This is a genomic window from Azohydromonas caseinilytica, from assembly GCF_012927045.1.
GTDB lineage: Bacteria > Pseudomonadota > Gammaproteobacteria > Burkholderiales > Burkholderiaceae_C > Azohydromonas > Azohydromonas caseinilytica.
The window spans coordinates 12,638-34,152 of sequence record NZ_JABBFW010000015.1; the positions used below are offsets into that span (position 1 = coordinate 12,638).

A 21,515-nucleotide genomic window follows, 5' to 3' on the forward strand; every position below is an offset into this window, starting at 1 on the left:
GCCGCTCAGTGGGCCGTCGGCGAGTGTGCTGCCGAGGTTTGCCCAAGGGTGTCCTCGGCGAACCAGGCGTCCAAGCCGCCGGCCAGCGGGCGCACGCGCCTGAAGCCGTGCGACTGCAGCACGCGCGCCGCCTGGGCCGCGGAGACGTCGTTGGGGCAGTTGCAGTAGACGACGATTTCCTGTTCCGGATGGAGCTGTCCGGCCAGGGCCGCGATGCGGGCGAGCTCGACCTGCCGCGCGCCCGGGATGCGGCGCGCGTCGATGTCCAGGCTGGAGGCGGCGCGCACGTCCACCACCACGGGCGGCGCCTCGCCCTGCAGCAGCGCACGCAGCTCCTCGACGCCGATGCGCGGCATCGCCATGTCGAGCGCCTGGCGGCGCCGGCGCCACCAGCGCAACACCAGCAGGGCCGCCAGCAGCAGTCCCAGCCCGATCAGCGCCGAGGTGCCCGCGCTGGCCATGACATCGAGCACGCGCTGGATCTCGCGGCTGAACACCATGCCCAGCACCAGGAAGGCCAAACTCCAGAGCGCGCCGCCGATGACTTCGAAGAGCAGGAAAGTGCGCCAGGGCATGGCCAGCGCGCCGGCCATCGGCGCCGCCACCAGCGACACGCCGGGCACGAACTTGGCGGCGATCAGCGAGCTGCCGCCCCAGCGGCCGATCAGGTTCTCGCTGCGCCGCACGCAGGAGTCGGGCGACAGCGACACCCGGCACAGCAGCCGCATGACGCGATGCCCCTGGCGCCGCCCGCCGACGAACCACACCGCGTCGCCGAGCACGTTGGCCAGCACCGCCACGGCAAAGGCCGCGGCCAGCGAGAACTGCCCGCCCGCGGCCAGTCCGCCGGCCACCACCAGCAGCGGCGCCGCCGGCACCGGCGCGCCGATGCGCGCGGCCAGCGTGACCGCGAACACGAGCAGCACCCCGTGGCGCAGCAGCAGATCGACAAGCGCTTGCATGGAGCCCGCAGCGTAGGCCGGGCGGCCCGGGACTGCCGGGCAGGGGGTTTTCCTCGCGACGCCCCCGGGCGGCCAGGGCCGTGGCGGCTGCCCGGGAGCGAAGCAAGTGCACGGCACTCGTCGTTGCGCTCAAGCCCGCAGAGAGCGCAGCGCTTGTGGTTGCAGGCGCAATCGTTCGCGGGCGCAGTGGGCAACGCAGGCCGCCCTTCGCGGCACCCGCGGCTCAGCCCGGCTCTTGTCCCGCGCGGCTGCCCGACAGGCTTATCTGGCCACGGCTCGCCACCTCGCGCTGGCTCAGCTCATGAGCCCGTGCCGGAACGCCGGCGGCAGGCAGGATGAAGGTTGAGGCTGAAACTTTCTTGAAATTTTCTTGAAATGGACTATGAAAGGACTGGAAGTGCTGCTATAGTTCGAATCCTTCAGACGCCTGATTGCCCAGGTGGCGGAATTGGTAGACGCACTAGTTTCAGGTACTAGCGGGTAACTCCGTGGAGGTTCGAGTCCTCTCCTGGGCACCAAGTCTGAAAGCTTCCTATGATGGGAAGCGGGCATTTCCCGGGCGGTTAGCTCAGCGGTAGAGCACTGCCTTCACACGGCAGGGGTCGCAGGTTCGAACCCTGCACCGCCCACCAGGAAAAGCCACCATCTCTCTCGTTTCCCCTCCAGGCTGACTGAGACACCACGCGCTGCGGCGCGCGGCATCCTTGGTCATGGCCTGCGTCTTTGCCTGAACGCGCCGGCGGTTGAGCCGGCAACGTCCGGCCATTTTTCTCCCTTGATTGCTGCTTTTTCTCGGGCCGGCTCGATTTCGTCGAGGTAGCGGCGCGCGTAGCGCTGGCCCAGGCTGGTGAGGATCTCGTAGCCGATGGTGCCCGCCTGCGCGGCCACGGCATCGACGCCTTGGCGCTCGTTGATCAGCTCCACCAGGGCGCCCGGCTGCAGCACGCCGTCCGGCAGCGCGCTGGCATCCAGCGTGACCGTGTCCATCGACACCTTGCCCACCAGCGGCAGCGCCACGTCGCCTGCCCAGGCGCAGCCGCGGTTGCTCAAGGAGCGCAGCCAGCCGTCGGCATAGCCCACCGACACGGTGGCGATGCGCGCGGGCCGCCCGCTGCGCCAGCCGTGGCCATAGCCGACGGGCGTGCCGGCCTCAATGCCGCGCACCTGGATCACCTTGCCCTGCAGCTTCACCACCGGCCGCATCGGATTGGGCATGCCCATGACCGGCGCCACGCCGTACAGCGCCGCGCCGGGGCGCACCAGGTCGAAGTGGTAGTCCTCGCCGAGGAAAACGCCCGACGAGTTGGCGAAGCTCGCCGGCGCCGCGGGCAGCAGGCGCCGCGCCGCGCGAAAGCGCTCCAGCTGTTCCCGGTTGGCGGGATGCGCCTGGTCCTCGGCACAAGCGAGGTGGCTCATCACGCCGATGACGCGCACGCCCACCAGCGCCTGCGCATCGGCGGCGACGGCGCGCAGCTCCGCGGGCGCGAGGCCCAGCCGCGCCATGCCGGTGTCCACCTGCACGAAGGCGGGCAGCTCGCGGTCCAGCCGCTGCGCCAGCGCGCGCCAGGCTGCGAGCTGAGCCGGGCTGTTGAGCACCGGCACGATGCCCTGTGCCGCGAACTCGGCCTCCGCACCCGGCGTCGGGCCATGCAGCACGTGCAGCGTCGCGGCGGCCGGCAGCAGCGGCTTCAGCGCCAGCGCCTCGTCCAGGTGCGCGACGAAGAAGTCGCGGCAGCCGGCGTCGGCCAGCGCCGGCGCGACGCGCACCGCGCCCAGCCCGTAGGCATCGGCCTTCACCACCGCGGCGCAGCGCGCGCGGCCCACGCGGGCGCGCAGCTGGCGCCAGTTGTCGCGGATCGCGCCGAGGTCGATGGTGAGCAGCGCACCGGCCGTGTCCTGCCAGAAGGCATGGCTCATGGGGTGGCTCATCGCGTGATCCCCGCCGTGCCGCCCACGAAGCGCGCGGGCACGCCCTGGCGCTCGAAGTAGTCCTGCGTCACCCGCTTGACCACCGGCGACAGCAGCACCAGCGACACCAGGTTGGGGAAGGCCATGAACGCATTGAGCGTGTCCGCCACCAGCCACACGAAGTCCAGCTGCGTCACCGCGCCCACCAGCACGAAGCCGGTCCACACCAGCCGGTACGGCTTCTCCACCGAGGTGCCGACCAGGTACTCCCAGCATTTTTCGCCGTAGTAGGCCCAGCCCAGGATGGTGGTGTAGGCGAAGACGACGATGGCCACCGCCAGGAAGCTCGCGCCGAAGCCGGGCAGGGCAGTCTCGAAGGCGCTGGAGCTCAGCACCGCGCCCTTGAGGCCGCTGCTCCAGGCGCCGGTGACGATGAGCACCAGCCCCGTCATCGTGCAGACGATGAGCGTGTCGATGAAGGTGCCCATCATGCCGATGAGGCCCGACTCGGCCGCATGGCGCGAGCGGCCCGCGGCCTGCGCGATGCCGGCCGTGCCCAGGCCCGCCTCGTTGGAGAAGATGCCCCGCGCCACGCCGTAGCGCATGGCCATCATCACCGCCGCGCCGGCGAAGCCGCCGGTCGCGGCGGTCGGGTTGAAGGCATGGTGGAAGATCAGCGCGAAGGCCGCCGGGATCTGCTCGGCATACAGGCCCAGCACCGTCAGCGCCACCACGACGTAGCCCACGCACATGAACGGCACCAGCTTCTCGGCCACCGCGCCGATGCGCTTGACGCCGCCCAGCAGCACGAAGCCGGTGAGCACGGTCATGACCAGGCCCGAGGCCCAGCGCGAGACGCCGAAGCTCGACTGCATCACCTCGGCGATGCTGTTGGACTGCACCATGTTGCCGATGCCGAAACCGGCCAGGCCACCGAAGATGGCGAAGGCCGCGCCCAGCCAGCGCCAGTGCCGGCCCAGGCCGTTCTTGATGGCGTACATCGGCCCGCCGACCTGCTCGCCGTGGTCATCCGTCTCGCGGAAATGCACCGCCAGCAGCACCTCGGCGTACTTGGTGGCCATGCCCACCAGCGCCGTCATCCACATCCAGAACATCGCGCCGGGGCCGCCGATGGCAATGGCCGTGGCCACGCCGGCGATGTTGCCGATGCCCACCGTGGCGGCCAGCGCCGTCATCAGCGCGGCGTAGGGGCTGATCTCGCCGGCGGCGCCGTCGGCGGCGCGGCGCCCGCGCCAGACCATGCGAAAGCCCGTGCCGATGCGGCGGATCGGCATCAGTTTCAGCCGCAACTGCAGGAACAGGCCGGTGCCCAGGATCAGCACCAGCATGGGCGGGCCCCAGACGAAATCGTTGATCGCCGTGACCACGGCGGTGAGTTGTTCCATGGGATGTCTCCGTTGTGTATGTGTGTTGGAACCGGTGGGAAGGAATGAAAGCCGCCACGCCGGCGTAGGCGCACGGCTGTCCGGGCGGACGCCGACGAGACGGCGGCCGAAGCTGGAGAAACAACGATCTCTACTTCGTCATTGCCGCGAAGGCGGGAACCCAGGCGGTCCCCAAGCTGACGGCCAGCGGATCAGTCGGCGTGCCAGGCATCGCGATGACGCAACGCCTGCAGCCGCTCTTCCGCTCGGACGTGGGACCGCCTGGGTCCCCGCCTGCGCGGGGATGACGAAGTGGTGAACGTTGCGTGTCGGCCTTCGGGCTGCCGCGTAGTCAGCGCTCGTGCCCCGCCGCCGTGCCCGCCCGCGCCAGCGCCGGCTGCGCCGCCGGCACGTGCATTTGCTTCCGGCCGCGCCCATAGCGCGCGACGCTCAGGCCGTCCATGCTGATCTCGGGCTCGCGTTCGCTGATGAGGTCGGCCATGACGCGGCCGGTGCCGGCGGCCATGGTCCAGCCCAGCGTGCCGTGGCCGGTGCTCAGGAACAGGTTGTCGATGTCGGTGCCGCCGACGATGGGCGTGCCGTCCGGCGTCATCGGCCGCAGGCCGGTCCAGAACTCGGCGCGCGCCACGTCGCCGCCGCGCGGGAACAGGTCGCTGACCACGAACTCCAGCGTGCGCCGCCGCGCCTCGGCCAGGCCCAGGTCGAAGCCCGAGAGCTGCGCCGTGCCGCCGACACGGATGCGCTCACCCAGCCGCGTCACCGCCACCTTGTGCGTCTCGTCCATCACCGTCGATTCCGGCGCGCCGCCGGCGTCGGTGATGGGCACGGTGATGGAGTAGCCCTTGACCGGATACACCGGGATGTCAAGGCCCAGCGGCGCCAGCAGCGCCGGCGAGTAGCTGCCCAGCGCCACCACGTAGCGGTCGGCGCGCAGCACGCCGGCGTCGGTGTGCACGCCGGTGATGCGGCGGCCGATGCGCTCCAGGCCGCGAATGCCCACGCCGAAGCGGAACTGCGCGCCGTGGCCCTCGGCCATGCGCGCCAGCGCCTGCGTGAACTTGAAGCAGTCGCCGGTCTCGTCGCCGGGCAGGCGCAGCGCGCCCACGAACTTGTGCTGCGTGTCGGCCAGGCCGGGCTCGGCCTGCACGAAGCCGGCGCGGTCCAGCAGCTCGAAGGGCACGCCGTACTGCTTCAGGATCTCGATGTCCGAGGCGGTGGCGTCGAGCTGCTTCTGGGTGCGGAACAGCTGCAGCGTGCCCTGCGCGCGCTCGTCGTAGCGGATACCCGTCTCCTCGCGCAGCGCGCGCAGGCAGTCACGGCTGTACTCGGCCAGGCGCACCATGCGGCTCTTGTTGAGGCGGTAGGCGTCCTCGGTGCAGTTGCGCAGCATCGCCAGCATCCAGCGCCACAGTGCCGGATCAAGCGAGGGCTTGATCACCAGCGGCCGGTGGTGCATCAGCAGCCACTTGATGGCCTTGAGCGGCACGCCCGGGCCGGCCCAGGGCGAGGAGTAGCCGGGCGAGACCTCGCCGGCATTGGCAAAGCTCGTCTCCAGCGCCGGACCGGGCTGCCGGTCCACCACCGTCACCTCATGGCCGGAACGGGCGAGGTAATACGCCACCGAGGTCCCGATCACACCGCTGCCCAGCACCAATACCCGCATGTCCGTCGTCCTGTAGAGAAGAAGGGCGCCCCGAGGGGGACGCGTCACGCCTCCCTTCGCAATGGCCGTGCCAGAAATGAAAGTCCAAATAAATCAATGACTTAGCGCAATTCTCCAGCTGGGGTGCGGTAGTGGGTGTACGCGAATCGATACACCGGCGGGGGAGCAAGGGTGTGCTGGACGGCAAAAAGGATTGATCGACAAGCACTTGGTGACGGTGTATCGGTTCCAATACGCTGTATTAGATTCAATACGGCCCACGCCATGCGCATCGATGTCGCCATTGCCGACCGGGTCGGCATCGCCCAGGAGATCCTCGCCAAGCTGGCACGGCGCGCGCTCAACGTGTCGGCGGTGGAGGTGGAGCCGCCGCATGTCTACATCGAGGCCCCGGCGCTGGACGCGGCCGGGCTGGAGCAGCTGCGGCGCGAGCTGCTGGAGGTGGCGGGCGTGGAGTCGGTGGACGTGCTGGCCATGTTGCCCGGCGTGCGGCGGCGCCTGTACCTGGACGCGCTGCTGGCGTCGCAGCAGGACCCGGTGCTGGCCGTGGATGCCGAGGGCGTCATCGTCGTGGCGAACGCCGCGGCCGTGGCGGCCAGCGGACTGCCGGAGCAGCGGCTGATCGGGCTGTCGCTCAAGGCGCTGTTGGGCGACGCGGCGCTGGTGGACGCGCTGCGCTCCGGTGGCGACCGGCTGCCGGCCCGCGAGGTGCACATCGCCGGCGAGCCCTTCATGCTGGACAGCGTGGCGCTGCGCGAGCCCGGCGGCATGGTGGCCGGCGCGGTGCTGACGCTGCATGCGCCGCACCGCATCGGCGAGCGGTTGAGCGCGCTGCAGAACTACAGCGCCGGTGGCTTCGAGACCATCCTGGGTCAGTCGCCGGCCATCCGGCAGCTCAAGCAGCGCGCGGCGCGCATGGCGCAGGTGGATGCGCCGCTGCTCATCCACGGCGAAACCGGCACCGGCAAGGAGCTGCTGGCCCATGCCTGCCACGCCAGCAGCCGGCGCCGTGGCGAACCCTTCTTCGCGCTCAACTGCGCGGCGCTGCCGGAGAACCTGGCCGAGAGCGAGCTGTTCGGCTATGCGCCGGGTGCGTTCACCGGCGCGCTGCGCGGCGGCAAGCCCGGGTTGCTGGAGCTGGCCGACGGCGGCACGGTGTTCCTGGACGAGGTGGGCGAGATGTCGCCCTACCTGCAGGCCAAGCTGCTGCGCTTCCTCAACGACGGCAGCTTCCGCCGCGTGGGTGGCGACCGCGAGCTCAAGGCCGACGTGCGCATCATCAGCGCCACGCACCGCGCGCTGGAGCAGATGGCCGCGGCCGGCAGCTTCCGGCAAGACCTGCTCTTTCGTCTGGACGTGCTGCACCTGCAGGTGCCGCCGTTGCGCGAGCGCGTCGAGGACATCGTGCCGCTGGCCGAGGTGTTCCTCGCGCGAGCCTGTGCCCAGACCGGGCGGCCCACGGCGCGGCTGAGCGCCGCGGCCCGCGCCGCGCTGCTGGCCAATCCCTGGCCCGGCAACCTGCGCCAGCTGCAGAACGTGATCTTCCGCGCCGTGACCATGAGCGAGGCGGCGGTGATCGACGTGGGCGACCTGGAGCTGGCCGGGGCCGAGGCCGCCCCGGGCGCGCCGGCGCTGGAGGAGGTGGACAGCCTGGAGCAGGCGGTGGGGGCTTTCGAGAAGGCACTGCTGCAACGCCTCTATCCGCAGTTCCCGTCCACGCGCAAGCTGGCCGAGCGGCTGAAGGCCTCGCACTCGGCCATCGCGCAGCGGCTGCGCAGGTACGGCATCGGGGCGGGTTAGGCTTGGGCAGCGAATCTTCGTCTGCACAAGCGTCATTCCGACTCCACTGCGGTCGCGAAATGATCCGTTCGCCCTGACCCTTCGATACCTCAGGGCAGGCTGCGATGGCGGCCGTACAGCAGCGGCCGTTCACCCTTCGATACCTCAGGGCGAACGGAGTCCTCGCTGAGCAGCAGAAAACGCAATCAGCCGGGGGATCTTCTTGTTCCACACCTTCATTGCCCACGAGGGCGAAACCAGCGCCCGGGACCAGCGGCTGGTCCTGGGCCTGTGCGCCGCGCTGCTGTTCGGCGGCCTGGCGCTGCTGCCCCGGATCGCAACGCCGTGGACGCCCTTGCCGCACTTGTCGGGCCTCTACGCCGTCGCGGTGGCCATCGCGGACTTCCTGACCTATGCGCTGCTGCGCCACGAGGCGCGCGAGTCGCGGGCTGTGCGCGTGCTGGCGCTGGCCTACCTGTACGGCGGGCTGATGGCGCTGCTGCACCTGCTGCACTTTCCCGGCGCGGTGCTGCCCGGCCGGCCGGTGCTGGGCAGCGTGGATGGCGCCGTCGGCTGGCTGTACCAGGCCTGGCAGCTCGGCTTCATGGCGCTGCTGCTGTGGGGCGTGCGGACGCAGCAGCGCGCCGCGCCGGGCCAGGGCCGGCGCGGCCTGGGTGAGGCGGGCGTGGCGGCCGCCGTGCTGGGCCTGCTGACGCTGGCGCACCTGCCGGGGATGCCCAGCTACTTCTCCGGCGCGCCCGGCGTGTTTCCGGCGGCGGGCCTGGCCCTGAGCCTGGCCGCCATCGGGGCGGCCCTGCTGGCCGTCGGGCTGATCCTGCGCGGGCGGCTGCTGTCCGACCCGCTGTACCTGGGGCTGTGCGTGGTGCTGTGGGGCAACGCCATCGGCCTGGGCCTGCAGGTCGTGGCCGGCCAGCGCTACACCGCCGGCTGGTACCTGGGGCGCATCGAGCATGCGCTGAGCTCACTGGTGCTGCTGGTGCTGCTGCTCAAGTACTTCGTGCGGCTGCAGGTCGAGGCGCGCTTCCGGGCCATTGCCGACAGCGCGCCGGTGCTGATCTGGCAGGCCGATGCCAACAGCACGGTCTTCGTGAACGAGGAGTACGCGCGCTTCGTTGGCAAGCCCGCGGCGCGGCTGCTGGGCATGGGCTGGGCCGAGGCGATCCACCCGGGCGACGCGGCGGCCTACCTGGCCGCCTACCAGGCAGCCTACGAGCGGCGCGCCCGCTTCGAGGCGCAGTTCCGGCTGCGTCGGCAGGACGGCGAGTACCGCTGGCTCAAGACCGTGGGGCTGCCGCAGGCCGAGCGCGACGGGCGCTTCGGCGGCTACGTGGGCTCGTCCTTCGACGTCACCGACATGAAGCGCGCCGAGGAGGCGCTGCGCGCCAGCGAGGAGTGGTTCCGCGAGGTGGCGGATGCCGCACCCGCGATCCTGTGGGTCACCGATGCCCAGGGCCTGTGCACCTTCCTGTCGCGCCGCTGGCGCGAGCTCACCGGCCAGCCGGCCGAGGCCGTGCTCGGCCTGGGCTGGGTGCGTGCCGTGCATCCCGAGGACCAGGTCGCCGTCGAAGCCCGCTTCAAGGACGCGCTGGCACGCCGGGAACCCTTCGAGCTGGACTACCGCGTGCGCACCGCCGACGGCGGCTGGCGCTGGTGCATCGACCTGGGCGTGCCGCGCCTGGACCCGCAGGGCCGCTTCCTCGGCTACGTCGGCAGCGTGGTGGACATCACCGAGCGCAAGCAGGCCGAGATGGAGAACTCGCGGCTCAATGCCGCGCTGCAGGAAGCCGACCGGCGCAAGGACGATTTCCTGGCCACGCTGGCGCACGAGCTGCGCAACCCGCTGGCACCGCTGCGCACCGGCCTGGAGATCCTGCGCCGCGCCCCCGACAGCGCCGCGGCGCAGCGGGCGCTGCCGATGATGCAGCGTCAGCTCACGCACATCGTGCGGCTGATCGACGACCTGATGGACGTGGCCCGCATCACGCAGGGGCGGCTGGCCCTGCAGCCCGTGCCGCTGGACCTGCGCCGCATCGTGGGCGATGCCGTCGAGGCGCACCAGGGCCAGGTCGAGGCCGCCGGGCAGCGCTTGGGCGTGGTACTGCCGCCCGAGGCCGTGCCGGTGCGCGGCGACGCGACGCGGCTGGGCCAGGCCATCGGCAACCTGCTGGGCAATGCCAGCAAGTACTCGCCGCCGGGCAGCGCCATCGAGGTGTCGCTGAGCGTGCGGGGCGCGGCCACGGCGCTGGTGGAGGTGCGCGACAGCGGCCTGGGCCTGCCGCGGGAGCGCATCGAGACGGCCTTCGAGCGCTTCAGCACGCTCAACCGCGAGCTGCAGCGGCTCCAGCCGGGCCTGGGCATCGGGCTGTCGGTGGTGCGCAGCCTGGTGGAGATGCATGGCGGGCGCGCCTGGGCGCACAGCGAGGGGCTGGGCCACGGTGCCTCGTTCTACGTGGAGCTGCCCCTGCTGCCGTCCGGCGAGCCGGCGTCAGCGGGTGAAGGCGTCGAGGCCCGGCTGCAGCCGCTGGCCGTGCTGCTGGTCGATGACAACCGCGATGCCGCCGAGCTGCTGGGCGAGGAGCTGCGCCTGGACGGCCACCGGGTGGCCGTCGTGCACGACCCGCACGTGGCCGTGGCGGCCGCGTGCCGGCACCGGCCGGACGTGGTCTTCCTGGACATCGCCATGCCGGGGCTGGACGGCTACGAGGTGGCGCGGCGGCTGCGCGCGGTGCCCGAGCTGCGGCAGGTTCTGCTGGTGGCGCTGACCGGCTTCGGCGGGCGCGAGGACCGCGGGCGCGTCAAGGCCGCCGGCTTCGACGCGCACCTGGTCAAGCCGGCCAGCGCGGCGCAGATCGGCGCGCTGCTGCGGCAGCGGGCGCGCCGGGAGGCGGCCGATGGAACGGGGCGGCCCAGCGCGGCGCCGGCGTCGTAGAGGCACAGGCAGGCCCAGGCGGATTTGAGGCGTTGCGCCGAAGTACGGGCGTCTCCAACTCCTCGGCCCATGAAGTGGCAGAGGGGCAGGGATGAGGGCCTGACGCTGGCGCGTGGCTTCGCGGTCTTGAGGCTGCAACCCTCACCCCTGCCCCTCTCCCGCGCTGCGGGCGAGCGGAAACCGGCGGCGCGGCGTGCGGAAGCAAGCGGGATAGGCGGGATAGGCGGAATGGGCGGCCAAGCCGGCTGCGTGGGACGAGCCCACTCCTCCTAGAACGCCGGGTCCGCCTCTCCCGCTGCCGCCCGCAGCGCCCGCGCCAACACCTCCTTGTTCTGCGCGCCCGGGTACAGGCGCCGACCGATCATGAAGGTGGGCACGGCCGTCACGCCCATGGCGCGCGCCTGGGCCAGCGCGCGCGCATGCGCCTCACGGTAGCGGCGCTGCGCCAGCGCCTCGCCGAACGCGGCTTCATCCAACCCCACCTCGCCGGCGAGCCGGGCCAGCACCTCGGGCTGGCCGATGTCCTGGTCCTCCTGGAAGAAGGCGCGCAGCACGCGGTCGTTGTACTCGGAGCCCTTGCCCTGCTCGCGCGCGAACTGGTAGCCCTCCCAGGCCAGCGCGGTGTAGGGCTGGGGCGAGACGCTGGGCAGCCGCAGCTTCACGCCGTGGCGCTCGGCCAGCGGGTACACCGACTGCGGCCACACCCGCTGCAGGTAGCCCTCCTCGGGCCGCAGCGTCGGCGTCGGCCAGGGGCGCAACTCGAAAGGCATCCAGTCGATGTGCACGTCCAGGCCGGACTCGCGCACCGCCTCCAGCAGCGGCTGCTCCGCGATCATGCAGAACGGACAGACGAAGTCCGACCAGACCTTGACTTCCACGCCCATGCCCGATGCCTCCTGCTGTGGGCCACCGTGCCCGTGGCAGCTTTGGGGCAAGGCGGGCGCCCACTCAGGCCGGGCGGGAGGCGGGCTTCAGTCGATGTACCAGGCCCACTCGATGGCCGTGACCTTGCCCTGGCGCACGATGAAGCGCAGCTGGTCGCTGTCCGGGCGGTCCGGCCCCAGGCGGTAAGCCAGCGCGGCCGGGTCGCGCAGCGTGGGCGGGCCCAGCCGCTTCAGCACCTCGGCTTCGGAAGCGCCCACCTGCAGCCCCGCGGGCAGCGCCGGATGCGGGCCCGTCATGCGCACGCCCACCGGCAGCAGCTTGGGCGGCTGCGTGGTCCTGGCCTCGTACACGGTCGCCACCCAGCCGGGACAGTGCGTCTCGATCACCTCGTCCATGACCTTGGGGTCGTGGGCATTGGGCTGCCGCTGGCGCTCCACGCGCAGCGGCGTCTCGCAGGGGCGTTCCGTGATGTGCCAACCCACGGCTTCAAGCTGCTCGATGGGCAGCTTCGGCGCGGGACGGCTGGCGCAACCGGCAACCAGGGCCACGGCCAGCAGCAGGCCGACATGGGCTCGGCGGAGACGGTGCGGGCGCGGGTCCATGGACGGCCGCACCGGGCTTTTCAGGTGAGCTTCGCTGTTGATGCGCATGCGGCGAAGCATACGTGGCGCTCATCGGGGGCCCTCAGCGCAGCCGCACGCCGTCCGGCTCGAAGGCGATGGGCAGGGCCAGCAACGCCCTGAAGCGCTTGTAGCCCGCCGCGCCGGGAAAGAAGGCGTGCAGGAACAGCAGCGGCTGCCCGTCCGGGCCCGGCGCCACCGAGGGGTGGCCGGGGCCGGCCCAGTCCGGCGTCGAGGTCAGCAGCGGCCCGGGCTGCTTGCGGTACGGGCCCAGCGGCGCGTCGGCCACGGCCACGCCGATGCCGTAGTCGGCGGTCGAGAAGTCGTTGCCGCCATGGAACAGGTAGAAGCGCCCCGCGTGCTCGCTGACCCACACGCCTTCGACCAGGTGCGCCTCCCAGTCCTGGTCGTTGCGCAGCACCACCCGCCGCTCGCCCACCAGTGCATGCCCGTCGGGCGACAGGCGCTGGCCGAAGATGGGGGTGCTCATGGCGCCCAGGATGTCGTCGATGGCCCCTGCCGTGGCCGCTTCGACCGCGTCCCGGGCCTGCGCCAGCCGCCGCCTGAAACCGGCCCAGTCGGCGGTGACGGCCTCGATCAGCGTCTGCAGTGTGAAGAAGCGCTCCATGGGCGCGCAGGCCTCGGCCCAGGGCTGCAGCGCGGCGGCGAGGCGGGCGGTGCGGCGGTCCTCCTCGGTGAGGAACAGTTCATTTACCCGCTCAGGCTCGGCCCGCAGCAGCGCCGCCAGGCGGCGCGGCCAGTGGTCGTTGGCGTCCTCCTTCCAGAACAGGTAGGCCTCGTCGGCCGAGCACACCAGCAGGTGCGGGTCGATGACGTTGCCCGTGAGCAGCGGCGCCGGGTCGGGCGTGAAAGGGCCGTCCGGCGCGGCGGCGCGGGCCAGGCCGATGGCGAAGTCGCCGCCGGCGCGCTGGCGGGCGCAGAAGCAGACGCGGGATTCATCGGGGAAGCGGTGCAGCTCCGGCGCCCAGAAATCGCCACCTTCCGCGCCGCTCAGCGCCCAGGCGGGCGCGTGTCCGCGCGGGAAGACGAAGCCCGCCGGCTCCCAGTGCTCCAGCTGCCGGGCGCGCAGGATGGGGAAGGCGTCGGGCGCGTCGTTGGAGGTGACGACGGCCCAATAGCCGTCTCCACCTTCAGCACCGCCGGGTCGCCATAGCCGTAGAGGATGCGCGGCGAGAGGTTGTCAACGATCAGGGCCTGGAAGCGGGCGCTCCCCGTGGGCGGCGCGGCCGGGCGGCGGTTCAGCGGCAGCCGGGTGCCGAAGTCCCGGGCCAGGGCGGCGTGCCAGTCGAGGTAGGCCGGGTGGGAGGCTTCGGGGAGCCGGTAGTCGCGGCAGGTGCCGTCGGGTCCGGTCACGAGGAAGCGGCGTGCGTTGCTTTCGGTGCTGACCTCGATGCGGTAGGCGTCCATACGCGTCATGTCGCAGCGCCCGTGCGCGTGGCAGCGCGCGTGAGCGTGAGCAAGGTCAATTCCGTCGTGGAGCCGAAGCGCACCGGCGGGCCCCAGCTGCCGGTGCCGGGGTTGACGTAGACCCACATGTCCCCCGCCCGCGACAGCCCGACCACGTGCGGCGCATGGACCATGCGCACGGCCAGCGTCCACGGAAAGAACTGGCCGGCGTGGGTGTGGCCCGAGAGCTGCAGGTCGAAGCCGGCCTGGCGCCCCAGCTCGGCCAGCGCCGGGTTGTGCGCCAGCAGGACGCGCAGCCCCGGGCCCAGCTCCGGCGCGGCGGCCAGGTCCGGGCGTGGCCGTATCCCCGGGTCGGACAGCTGCAGCGCCGGATCGACCACGCCGCCGACCACGAGCGGCGCCCCGCCATGGCGGATCAGCGCCGCCTCGTTGAGTAGCACGCGCAGGCCCAGCGAGCGGAAATGCGCGATCCAGCGGCCCGCGCCGGAATAGCAGTCGTGGTTGCCGAGGATGAAGAGCACGCCGTGCCGCGCCCGCAGCGCGCCCAGCGGCGCCACGTGGCGCCCCAGCCGCTGCGGCGAGCCATCGACGATGTCGCCGGTGAGCACGATCAGGTCCGGCCGCAGCGCGTTGCAGCGCTCCACCACGTGGCGCACGTAGCGCTCGCCGATGGTCGGGCCCACGTGCAGGTCGCTGATCTGCGCGACGGTGAAACCCTCCAGCGCCGGGTCCAGCCCGGCGATGGGGACGGCCACGCGCCGCAGCTTCGGCCCGCGCAGCGCGACCAGCATCCCCAGCGCCAGCGCCGCGAGCGAGGCGCCGAAGACCACCGGCACGCCCTCGGTCTGGATGCGCGCGTGCAGCGCCTGCGCACCGACCAACCAGGTGAGGCCCAGCAGCAGCTCGCGCACCAGCGCGCACAGCAGCAGGAAATTGAGCCAGCCCGCGCACACATAGGCGGCGGCATGGATCAGCTCGTCGGCCCGGCCGCGGCTCTCGCGCCCGCCGGCCCAGTAGATGATGGGCACCGACCAGACCAGCAGCGCGGGCACCAGCAGCAGCAGCCGGCCCGCCGCCGTCTCGGCCAACCGCCACGCGAGGTAGGCGTAGCCAAGCACGACGATGGCGGTCAGCGTCATGAAGAACGGGGTGAAGAAGCGTCTCATGCCCGGACGCTAGCGCGGCGCGCGCGATGGCCGGCTCATCGGCCGTGGTCCGTGGCGAGCCAGTCCCGCACCGCCCGGTTGAACTCGGCCGGCCGCTCCAGCATGAGCCAGTGCCCGGCGTCCAGGGCGACCACCCGGTGGCCGGGCCGCTGCGCCAGCGCCGCCGCCCAGGACGGCGAATGGAACATCAGCGGCTTGCGCCGGCCGTAGAGGTAGAGCATCGGGCAGGGCGGCTCGAAGCCGCGTCGCATGCGCCGGGCGATGTCGGCATAGGCGCCGGTCCACGCCAGGTAGTAGGGATAGCTCATGGCGCAGCTGACAGCGTCCGGGTCTGCGGGCGCGCGGGCGATGCGTGCGAAGTACCGCGACATGGCATCGCCGGCCGCGCCGCCGATGCGCCAGGCCGCGGCCAGCCAGAGCTGGTAGGAGGCGACCATGAGCTTGTCGGCGAGCGTCAGCGAGCGGGCATGCGCGCGCGAGCCCGCGTCGCCGATGTCCACGCCGATGAGCCCTCGCACCCGCGCCGGATGCGTCAGCGCGTATTCGTAGCCGAAGACACAGCCCCAGTCGTGCAGCAGCAGCGTCAGCGGCCGGTGTGGCGACACGGCCTCGGCCACGCGGTCGATCAGGTCCAGCGTCTGCGCCAGCGACATGGGGCGTGGCCCGCGCGCGGGGTCGAAGCCCGGCAGCGTGAAGCGCACGCAGCGGACCTGCTCCCGCAGTCCGGCCACCTGCGCGTCCCACAGCCGGCAGGTGTCGGGCCAGCCGTGCAGCATCAGCAGCACCTCGTCGCCCTGGCCCTCGACGTGGACCGGGATGCCGTCCACCTCCAGGACCGGCGCGGGCACGCTGTTCGCGCCATAGGCGGGGCGGGGGCCAGCTGGCGGCAGCCCGGCCATGCCGACGAAGTCCTGTGCCCGCGCCACCAGGCGCCCGGCGCCGCGGCTGGACAGCGCGGCGTACAGGGCGGCCAGGGTAGCGGTGGCGACGACGAGCTTCGGCACAGGACGCATGGCGGCCTCCGGAAAGGGCGGACGGCGCGGCTGCAGCAAGCGCGGTTCCAGCCACGGAACGGGTTTTGCCCGGTACTCCCCGTGAACTACCCGGACATCGAATCCCACGGCGTCATCGGCAACCTGCGCACGGCGGCGCTGGTGGGCATCGACGGCAGCGTCGATTTCTTCTGCTTCCCGCGCTTCGACTCGCCCAGCGTGTTCCTGGCGCTGCTGGACCCCGAGCACGGCGGTCATTTCTCCATCTCGCCCGCGGGCGAGGACATGCGCACGCGCCAGATGTACCTGCCCGACACCAACGTGCTGGTCACGCGCTTCATGTCGCAGGCCGGCATGGCCGAGGTCACCGACTACATGCCGCTGTCCGCCACCGGCGCGCCGCGCAGCGCGCTGGTGCGGCGCATCCACGGCGTGCGCGGCCGGCTGGCGCTGCACGTCACCTGCGCGCCGCGCTTCGACTACGCCCGCACCCGGTTGCCGGCGCGGCTGGAGGAGGGCGCTCGCATGGCGGTGTTCGGCGCCCGGGAGGCCATCGGCCCGCTGCGCCTGCGCAGCACGGTGGACCTGACGGTGCAGGACGGCGACGTGCGCGCGCTCATCGAGCTGGGTGCCGGCGACGAGGCCGCCTTCGTGATGGAGTGCGTGCGCGAGCGGCCCAGCGAGGGCGATTTGGGCGCCTTCGTCACGAACTCCTTCCAGGAGACGATGGCCTTCTGGCGTGGCTGGAGCGAGCGCTCCAGCTACCGCGGGCGCTGGCGCGAGATCGTGCAGCGCTCGGCGCTGATCCTGAAGCTGCTGTCCTCGGCGGACCACGGCGCCATCATCGGCGCCGCCACCTTCGGGCTGCCCGAGCACGTGGGCGGCGAGCGCAACTGGGACTACCGGTATTGCTGGCTCCGCGACGCCGCCTTCACCGTCTACTCGCTCATGCGCCTGGGCTACACCGGCGAGGCCGAAGCCTTCATCGGCTGGGCGCATGACCGCATCGGCGAGTACAACGGCGGCGCGGTGCCGCAGATCCTCTACGCCGTGGACGGCAGCCATGTTGGCCAGGAGATGGAGTTGCCGCACCTCGCGGGCTACCGCGGCTCGCGCCCGGTGCGGGTGGGCAACGCGGCGGCGGGTCAGCTGCAGCTGGACGTGCTGGGCGAGCTGGTGGACGCCATCTACATGGCCGACATGCACGGCGTGCCGGCCTCCATCGACGTGTGGCAGGCGCTGTCGCAGCGCATCGACTGGTGGTGCGAGCACTGGGACCAGCCCGAGGAGGGCATCTGGGAGATCCGCGGCCCGCGCCGCGACTTCCTTTCCGGCCGGCTGCTGAGCTGGGTGGCGCTGGACCGTGCGCTGCGCATGGCGCGCCGCTTCGCGCGCCCGGCGCCGCTGCCGCGCTGGTACCAGACGCGCGACGCCATCGCCTCGCAGATCCTCACCGAGTTCTGGAACCCGCGGAAGCAGGCCTTCGTGCAGTACCGCGGCGGCGAGACGCTGGACGCGGTGGCACTGCTGATGCCCATGGTCAAGTTCGTCAGCGCCAATGATCCGCGCTGGCTGTCCACGCTGGAGGCCATCCGCCGCGAGCTGACCATCGACGGGCTGGTGGCGCGCTACTCGACCACCGACGCCGGCGGCGAGGCCAACATCGACGGGCTGCAGGGTCAGGAAGGGGCCTTCACGCCCTGCTCCTTCTGGTACGTCGAGTGCCTGGCACGCGCCGGCCGGGTGGACGAGGCGCGGCTGCTGTTCGAGAAGATCCTGACCTACGCCAACCACCTCGGCCTCTACGCCGAGGAACTGGGCCCCAGCGGCACACAGCTGGGCAACTTTCCGCAGGCGCTGACGCACCTGGCGCTGATCAGCGCCGCGCATGCGCTCAACCGCGTCATCGAGGAAGGCCCGGCCACCTGGGCCCGCGGTGGATGAATTCAGTGCGCTGGCAGATGGAATTTCCCGTTCGCCCTGAGCTTGTCGAAGGGCAGGCGCTGACATGCAGGCACTTCGACAGGCTCAGCCCGAACGGCATTTGTCCAACGCGAGCAGCAAACCTCTACGGACGGGGAGTGAACCCATGCACATCGGCTTGCAGCGGCAGGTGGCCCTGGTGACAGGCGCGAGCTCGGGCATCGGCGCGGGCGTGGCCGAGGCCCTGGCGGAGGCCGGCGCCGCCGTGGTGCTGAACTACCGCAGCCAGCGCGAGCCGGCCGAGGCGCTGGCCCGGCGCATCGTCGAGCGCGGCGGGCAGGCCATCGCCGTGGGCGCCGACGTGGGCGAGGAGGCCGCGGTGGAGCGGCTGTTCGAAGCCGCGCTGAACGCTTTCGGGCGGCTCGACATCCTGGTGGCCAATGCCGGACTGCAGCGCGACGCGCCCTTCGGCGAGATGACGCTGGCGCAGTGGACCGAGGTGCTGAACGCCAACCTCACCGGCCAGTTCCTGTGCGCGCGCGCCGCCGTGCGGCAGTTCCGGCGCCAGGGCGTGTGCGCGGACGTCTCGCGCGCGGCGGGCAAGATCATCCACATGAGCTCGGTGCACGAGTTCATTCCCTGGGCCGGCCACGTGAACTACGCCGCCTCCAAGGGCGGCGTGAAGCTGCTGATGCAGTCGCTGGCGCAGGAAGTGGCGGCCGAGCGCATCCGCGTCAACGGCATCGCGCCGGGCGCCATCGCCACGGCCATCAACAGCGAGGTGGTGCAGGACCCGCTCCAGCACCGGAAGCTGCTGAGCCTCATTCCCTACGGCCGCGTCGGCGAGGTGGAGGACGTGGCCCGCGCCGCAGTCTGGCTCGCCAGCGACGCCTCCGACTACGTGGTCGGCGCCACGCTGGTCATCGACGGCGGGATGGGGCTGTATCCGGGGTTCAGGGACGGGGGGTGAAGGCGATGCACGGTTCAAACCCTTGCCGTTGGAGCCATTGCCCGCCGTTTCCACTGTTGATGGCAAGTGGTGAAGCCCAGGCCAGAGTCGGGTTATTCGTTATTGAGTCGGCGACAGGAAGGATTGCAAAGTCTGTGCACGGACCTTGGTTAGCGGTTCAACAAGGAACTGCAAAACGCAGTTATCAATATCATGGCAATTTCCATGTCAATGGGTGCAAATGAACAGCGGCGGATGGCGGATTTGATGCCGCCATTGCAGTCAGTGCGCGATGCCTTGGCTGTTGAAGCGCTGCGCCAAAAGGAAAAATTGAATGACCCGGCATTTACCAGGAATCAGCGAGCCAGGGCGCTGTTCTGGGCTTCCGGGTTCGAGAGTTTGGTCTACAGATTTGATAATGCCCTGCATAACCTTGCCCGCACGGCGGATTCTCCGGTGAGTGGGCGAATTGTCAGTGAATTCATTGATTTCCGTCGGTGGATTTTTGACTTGGCTGAGAACGATTCGCGCCCCGAAGTCATTGTCAAGGTGGTGCAGCAGGTCATGAGTGATATGGTGAACCTTGAAGGTGTAGACGGCTGGTCGGATTCTTCCGGCCCGCTGGCGGGAGGGGCTGCTTCCAATACTGAGAAATTGCCGCCCAATCCGACGGGCGGTGAAGATAACTCGTAGTTTGATCGCTGCGGAATTCGAGGGGCCCCAGTATTCGGGACGGCGGCCAACGAGGGCTGCCATCGGCCTCACCCCGCCGCCAGCAATCGCCGCAGCCACTGCAACACCACCAGCGGCAGCCGCTCGGGCTGCTGCAGCAGCGCCCAGTGGCCCGGCGGAAACACCTGCGGCATCCAGGCCGCGGCTTGGCGCTCGATGGTCAGGGCGAAGGGCTGCTGGCCCAGGGCGCGCGCTTCCAGTACGGCGCGGCGCAGATCCTGCACCGCCGCCGCGCCCTCGTAGCCGTCGTCGTCCTGCGGCTTGCCGTCGGACAGCAGCAGCAGCAGCCGGTGGTGCTCCGGCCGTCGTGACAGCAGCCACGAGGCATGGCGCAGCGCTGCGCCGGTGCGCGTGCAGTGCTGCGGCTCCAGGCCGGCGATGCGCGTGAGCACCGCCTCGCCGGCGGGCTCCTCGAAACCCTTGATTTCCCACAGCGCCACGCCCTGGGCGCCGCGCCCGCTGAAGGCCAGCAGCGCGTGCGGCTCGCCCAGGCGCTGCAGCGCCAGCGCCAGCAGCAGCAGCGCCTCGCGCTCCACGTCGATGACGCGGCGGTTGCCCGCCAGCCAGCCGTCGGTGGAACCGCTCACGTCCACCAGCAGCACGCAGGCCAGGTCGCGCCGCAGCAGGCGCTGGCTGCGGTAGACGCGCTCGCTCAGCGGCAGCCCGGCGCGGAAGTCGGCGCGCGCCTGCACCAGCGCGTCCAGGTCCACCTCCTCGCCCTCGGCTTGCGCGCGCAGCGTGATGCGGCGCGCGCGCAGCAGCTCGAAGCGCCGGACTAAACCTTCCAGCAGCGCATGCTGCTCGCGCAGCGTGCGCTGCACCCAGCCGCTTGGGCCGGGCACGGCCGCATGCACCCACACCGTCGCGCCCGGATGGCGGTAGGCCTGGCGCCGGTGCTCCCACTCGGGGTACTCGAAGCGCTGCGCCCCGGCCGTGGCCGCCGCCGGCCGGCGCCCGCCTTCGGGTGTGGCCCCTACCGGGTCGTCCGACAGCAGCACCTCCGGCGCGCGCTGCGGCGTGCGCACCAGTCGCGCCGCGTCCAGCTCGGCCAGCGACTCGGCGTGCGAGGCCGCCGGCGTGTCGGTGTCACGGTCCGCCGGCCGCTGCAGCCCGGCCGGGTCCTCGGCCTTCTCGTGCGGCTGCGCGGTCTGCACCATCCAGGCGCCGGGCGCCGCGTCGTCCTCGCCCTCCTGTGCTTCGCGCACGCGCGGGCGGCGCTGCAACCGGGCGCTGCGCGGGGGGGGCTGGTCAGCCTCGTCCGGCGCCGCCGCGCCGGGTCGCGACGGGACCGAGGCGCCCGCTTCGGGCGTGCGCCATTCGCCGCTCCACCAGTCCGCGTGCAGCCGCGCGCCGGGCTCACCGGCCACCAGCACCCGGGCTTGCGGCAGCAGCTCGGCCGGGGGCGGTGCCGCGGTGGCCTCCAGCGGCGCCTGCCAGCGCACGCGCAAGGCGTCCTCCAGCCGCCTGAAGGCGGCGGGCAGCGCCCGCGGCTCGGGCCGCCGCCGCAGCGCCGCGTCGCGCAGGGCCTGCAACGCGCCGCGCAGGCCGGGCAGGGCGTGCAGCAGCTCGGCTTCCACCGCCAGCGTCTCCAGCAGCAGAAAGGCGTCGCGCTCGGCCGGCGCCAGCGTCGCGGCCAGCTGCGGCGAGCCGCGCCGGGCCCGTGCCGCCTGCTGCAGGGCCATGGCGCGGTAGAGCGCGGGGACGTCGTTTTCAGCGACGCTCGGCAGCTCGGGCGGCAGCCACAGCCGCATGCCGTCGGTGCCTGGCAGGGCGGGACGCCGTGCGGCGCCGCGCCACCAGCGCGCCAGCAGCGTCGGCGGCGCGCCCGGCTGCGCCATGCGCAGCGGGAAGGAACTACCGTGCAGCGCGCGCAGCAGCAGGTCCAGCCGCGGCGCCAGCTCGGCCAGGCCCAGTGCCGCGCCGGGTGCGCGCACCCGGCGCGACTGCACCCAGTCCACCGCGTGGCGGGCGGCATCGACAAGGACGTCCTCGGCTTCGGCCATGGGGGCGGACTATGTGGATTTCAGGGCGTCGTCGGTGGCTGGGCCGCTTCGCCTCCTACATCGTCATCCCCGCGCAGGCGGGGACCCAGGCGGCCCCACGCCAGCACATCAGGGGCGATGCAGGCGCCACGACGCCAACGCGTCCTTGG

General features: G+C 71.8%; 16 protein-coding genes, 2 tRNA genes and 1 pseudogene. 7 read left to right on the plus strand and 12 right to left on the minus strand.

Annotated features, from left to right (window positions below; all coding sequences use genetic code 11):
* Positions 1–5 precede the first annotated feature (5 nt).
* Complete coding sequence (locus HHL10_RS19120) at positions 6–962, minus strand: DedA family protein/thiosulfate sulfurtransferase GlpE (RefSeq protein WP_169162000.1); 957 nt, start codon at positions 960–962, stop codon at positions 6–8.
* Positions 963–1,395: 433 nt separating this feature from the next.
* Here HHL10_RS19120 and HHL10_RS19125 point away from each other — a divergent pair.
* Positions 1,396–1,480, plus strand: a tRNA-Leu gene (locus HHL10_RS19125).
* Positions 1,481–1,519: 39 nt separating this feature from the next.
* Positions 1,520–1,594, plus strand: a tRNA-Val gene (locus HHL10_RS19130).
* 76 nt (positions 1,595–1,670) lie between these two features.
* Here HHL10_RS19130 and alr read toward each other — a convergent pair.
* The 3 genes from alr to HHL10_RS19145 all read right to left on the minus strand — a co-directional run bounded on the left by alr (position 1,671) and on the right by HHL10_RS19145 (position 5,939).
* Positions 1,671–2,879: an alanine racemase gene (gene alr, locus HHL10_RS19135; protein WP_205833123.1), complete on the minus strand. Its 1,209-nt coding sequence runs from the start codon at positions 2,877–2,879 to the stop codon at positions 1,671–1,673.
* An 8-nt stretch (positions 2,880–2,887) separates the two neighbouring features.
* Positions 2,888–4,276, minus strand: coding sequence for an alanine/glycine:cation symporter family protein (locus HHL10_RS19140; protein WP_169162001.1), 1,389 nt, complete (start codon positions 4,274–4,276; stop codon positions 2,888–2,890).
* A 331-nt stretch (positions 4,277–4,607) separates the two neighbouring features.
* Positions 4,608–5,939, minus strand: coding sequence for a D-amino acid dehydrogenase (locus tag HHL10_RS19145; protein WP_169162002.1), 1,332 nt, complete (start codon positions 5,937–5,939; stop codon positions 4,608–4,610).
* Between the two features lie 264 nt (positions 5,940–6,203).
* Between HHL10_RS19145 and HHL10_RS19150 the strand changes: the two genes are divergently transcribed.
* Together HHL10_RS19150 and HHL10_RS19155 are read left to right on the plus strand one after the other, a co-directional pair.
* On the plus strand, positions 6,204–7,739 hold the full coding sequence (locus HHL10_RS19150; protein ID WP_169162003.1) for a sigma 54-interacting transcriptional regulator: 1,536 nt from the start codon (positions 6,204–6,206) through the stop codon (positions 7,737–7,739).
* A 202-nt stretch (positions 7,740–7,941) separates the two neighbouring features.
* Positions 7,942–10,668, plus strand: coding sequence for a PAS domain S-box protein (locus tag HHL10_RS19155; RefSeq protein WP_169162004.1), 2,727 nt, complete (start codon positions 7,942–7,944; stop codon positions 10,666–10,668).
* A 269-nt stretch (positions 10,669–10,937) separates the two neighbouring features.
* Here HHL10_RS19155 and HHL10_RS19160 read toward each other — a convergent pair whose 3' ends face one another.
* From HHL10_RS19160 to HHL10_RS19180, 7 genes and pseudogenes are all read right to left on the minus strand, one after another.
* Positions 10,938–11,552: a DsbA family oxidoreductase gene (locus HHL10_RS19160; protein WP_169162005.1), complete on the minus strand. Its 615-nt coding sequence runs from the start codon at positions 11,550–11,552 to the stop codon at positions 10,938–10,940.
* An 87-nt stretch (positions 11,553–11,639) separates the two neighbouring features.
* Positions 11,640–12,203, minus strand: a complete 564-nt coding sequence (locus HHL10_RS19165; RefSeq protein WP_169162006.1) for a hypothetical protein — start codon at positions 12,201–12,203, stop codon at positions 11,640–11,642.
* A 34-nt stretch (positions 12,204–12,237) separates the two neighbouring features.
* Positions 12,238–12,987 carry a family 43 glycosylhydrolase gene (locus HHL10_RS19170; RefSeq protein WP_310734631.1) on the minus strand — a complete coding sequence of 250 codons (750 nt, stop codon included), beginning with the start codon at positions 12,985–12,987 and terminating at the stop codon, positions 12,238–12,240.
* 6 nt (positions 12,988–12,993) lie between these two features.
* Positions 12,994–13,266 (minus strand): annotated as a pseudogene (locus HHL10_RS31225) (family 43 glycosylhydrolase); the annotation flags it as partial.
* Positions 13,185–13,610 (minus strand): hypothetical protein, encoded by a 426-nt coding sequence (locus HHL10_RS30630; protein ID WP_235971644.1) that lies wholly within the window; start codon positions 13,608–13,610, stop codon positions 13,185–13,187. The pseudogene HHL10_RS31225 and the gene HHL10_RS30630, both read right to left, overlap by 82 nt.
* On the minus strand, positions 13,607–14,767 hold the full coding sequence (locus HHL10_RS19175) for a metallophosphoesterase (protein WP_169162007.1): 1,161 nt from the start codon (positions 14,765–14,767) through the stop codon (positions 13,607–13,609). Before HHL10_RS19175 ends, HHL10_RS30630 begins: the two co-directional genes overlap by 4 nt.
* 35 nt (positions 14,768–14,802) lie before the next feature.
* Positions 14,803–15,780 (minus strand): alpha/beta fold hydrolase, encoded by a 978-nt coding sequence (locus HHL10_RS19180; RefSeq protein WP_235971646.1) that lies wholly within the window; start codon positions 15,778–15,780, stop codon positions 14,803–14,805.
* 81 nt (positions 15,781–15,861) lie between these two features.
* On the opposite strand from HHL10_RS19180, the gene HHL10_RS19185 reads away from it, so the two are divergent.
* The 3 genes from HHL10_RS19185 (at position 15,862) to HHL10_RS19195 (ending at position 19,324) form a co-directional block, all read left to right on the plus strand.
* Positions 15,862–17,703 carry a glycoside hydrolase family 15 protein gene (locus HHL10_RS19185; protein WP_169162008.1) on the plus strand — a complete coding sequence of 614 codons (1,842 nt, stop codon included), beginning with the start codon at positions 15,862–15,864 and terminating at the stop codon, positions 17,701–17,703.
* Positions 17,704–17,848: 145 nt separating this feature from the next.
* Positions 17,849–18,652 carry a glucose 1-dehydrogenase gene (locus tag HHL10_RS19190; RefSeq protein WP_169162009.1) on the plus strand — a complete coding sequence of 268 codons (804 nt, stop codon included), beginning with the start codon at positions 17,849–17,851 and terminating at the stop codon, positions 18,650–18,652.
* A 192-nt stretch (positions 18,653–18,844) separates the two neighbouring features.
* Positions 18,845–19,324 (plus strand): hypothetical protein, encoded by a 480-nt coding sequence (locus tag HHL10_RS19195; RefSeq protein WP_169162010.1) that lies wholly within the window; start codon positions 18,845–18,847, stop codon positions 19,322–19,324.
* Positions 19,325–19,392: 68 nt separating this feature from the next.
* On the opposite strand, the gene HHL10_RS19200 is transcribed toward HHL10_RS19195, so the two are convergent.
* Positions 19,393–21,366 (minus strand): hypothetical protein, encoded by a 1,974-nt coding sequence (locus tag HHL10_RS19200; protein ID WP_169162011.1) that lies wholly within the window; start codon positions 21,364–21,366, stop codon positions 19,393–19,395.
* Positions 21,367–21,515: the final 149 nt, after the last annotated feature.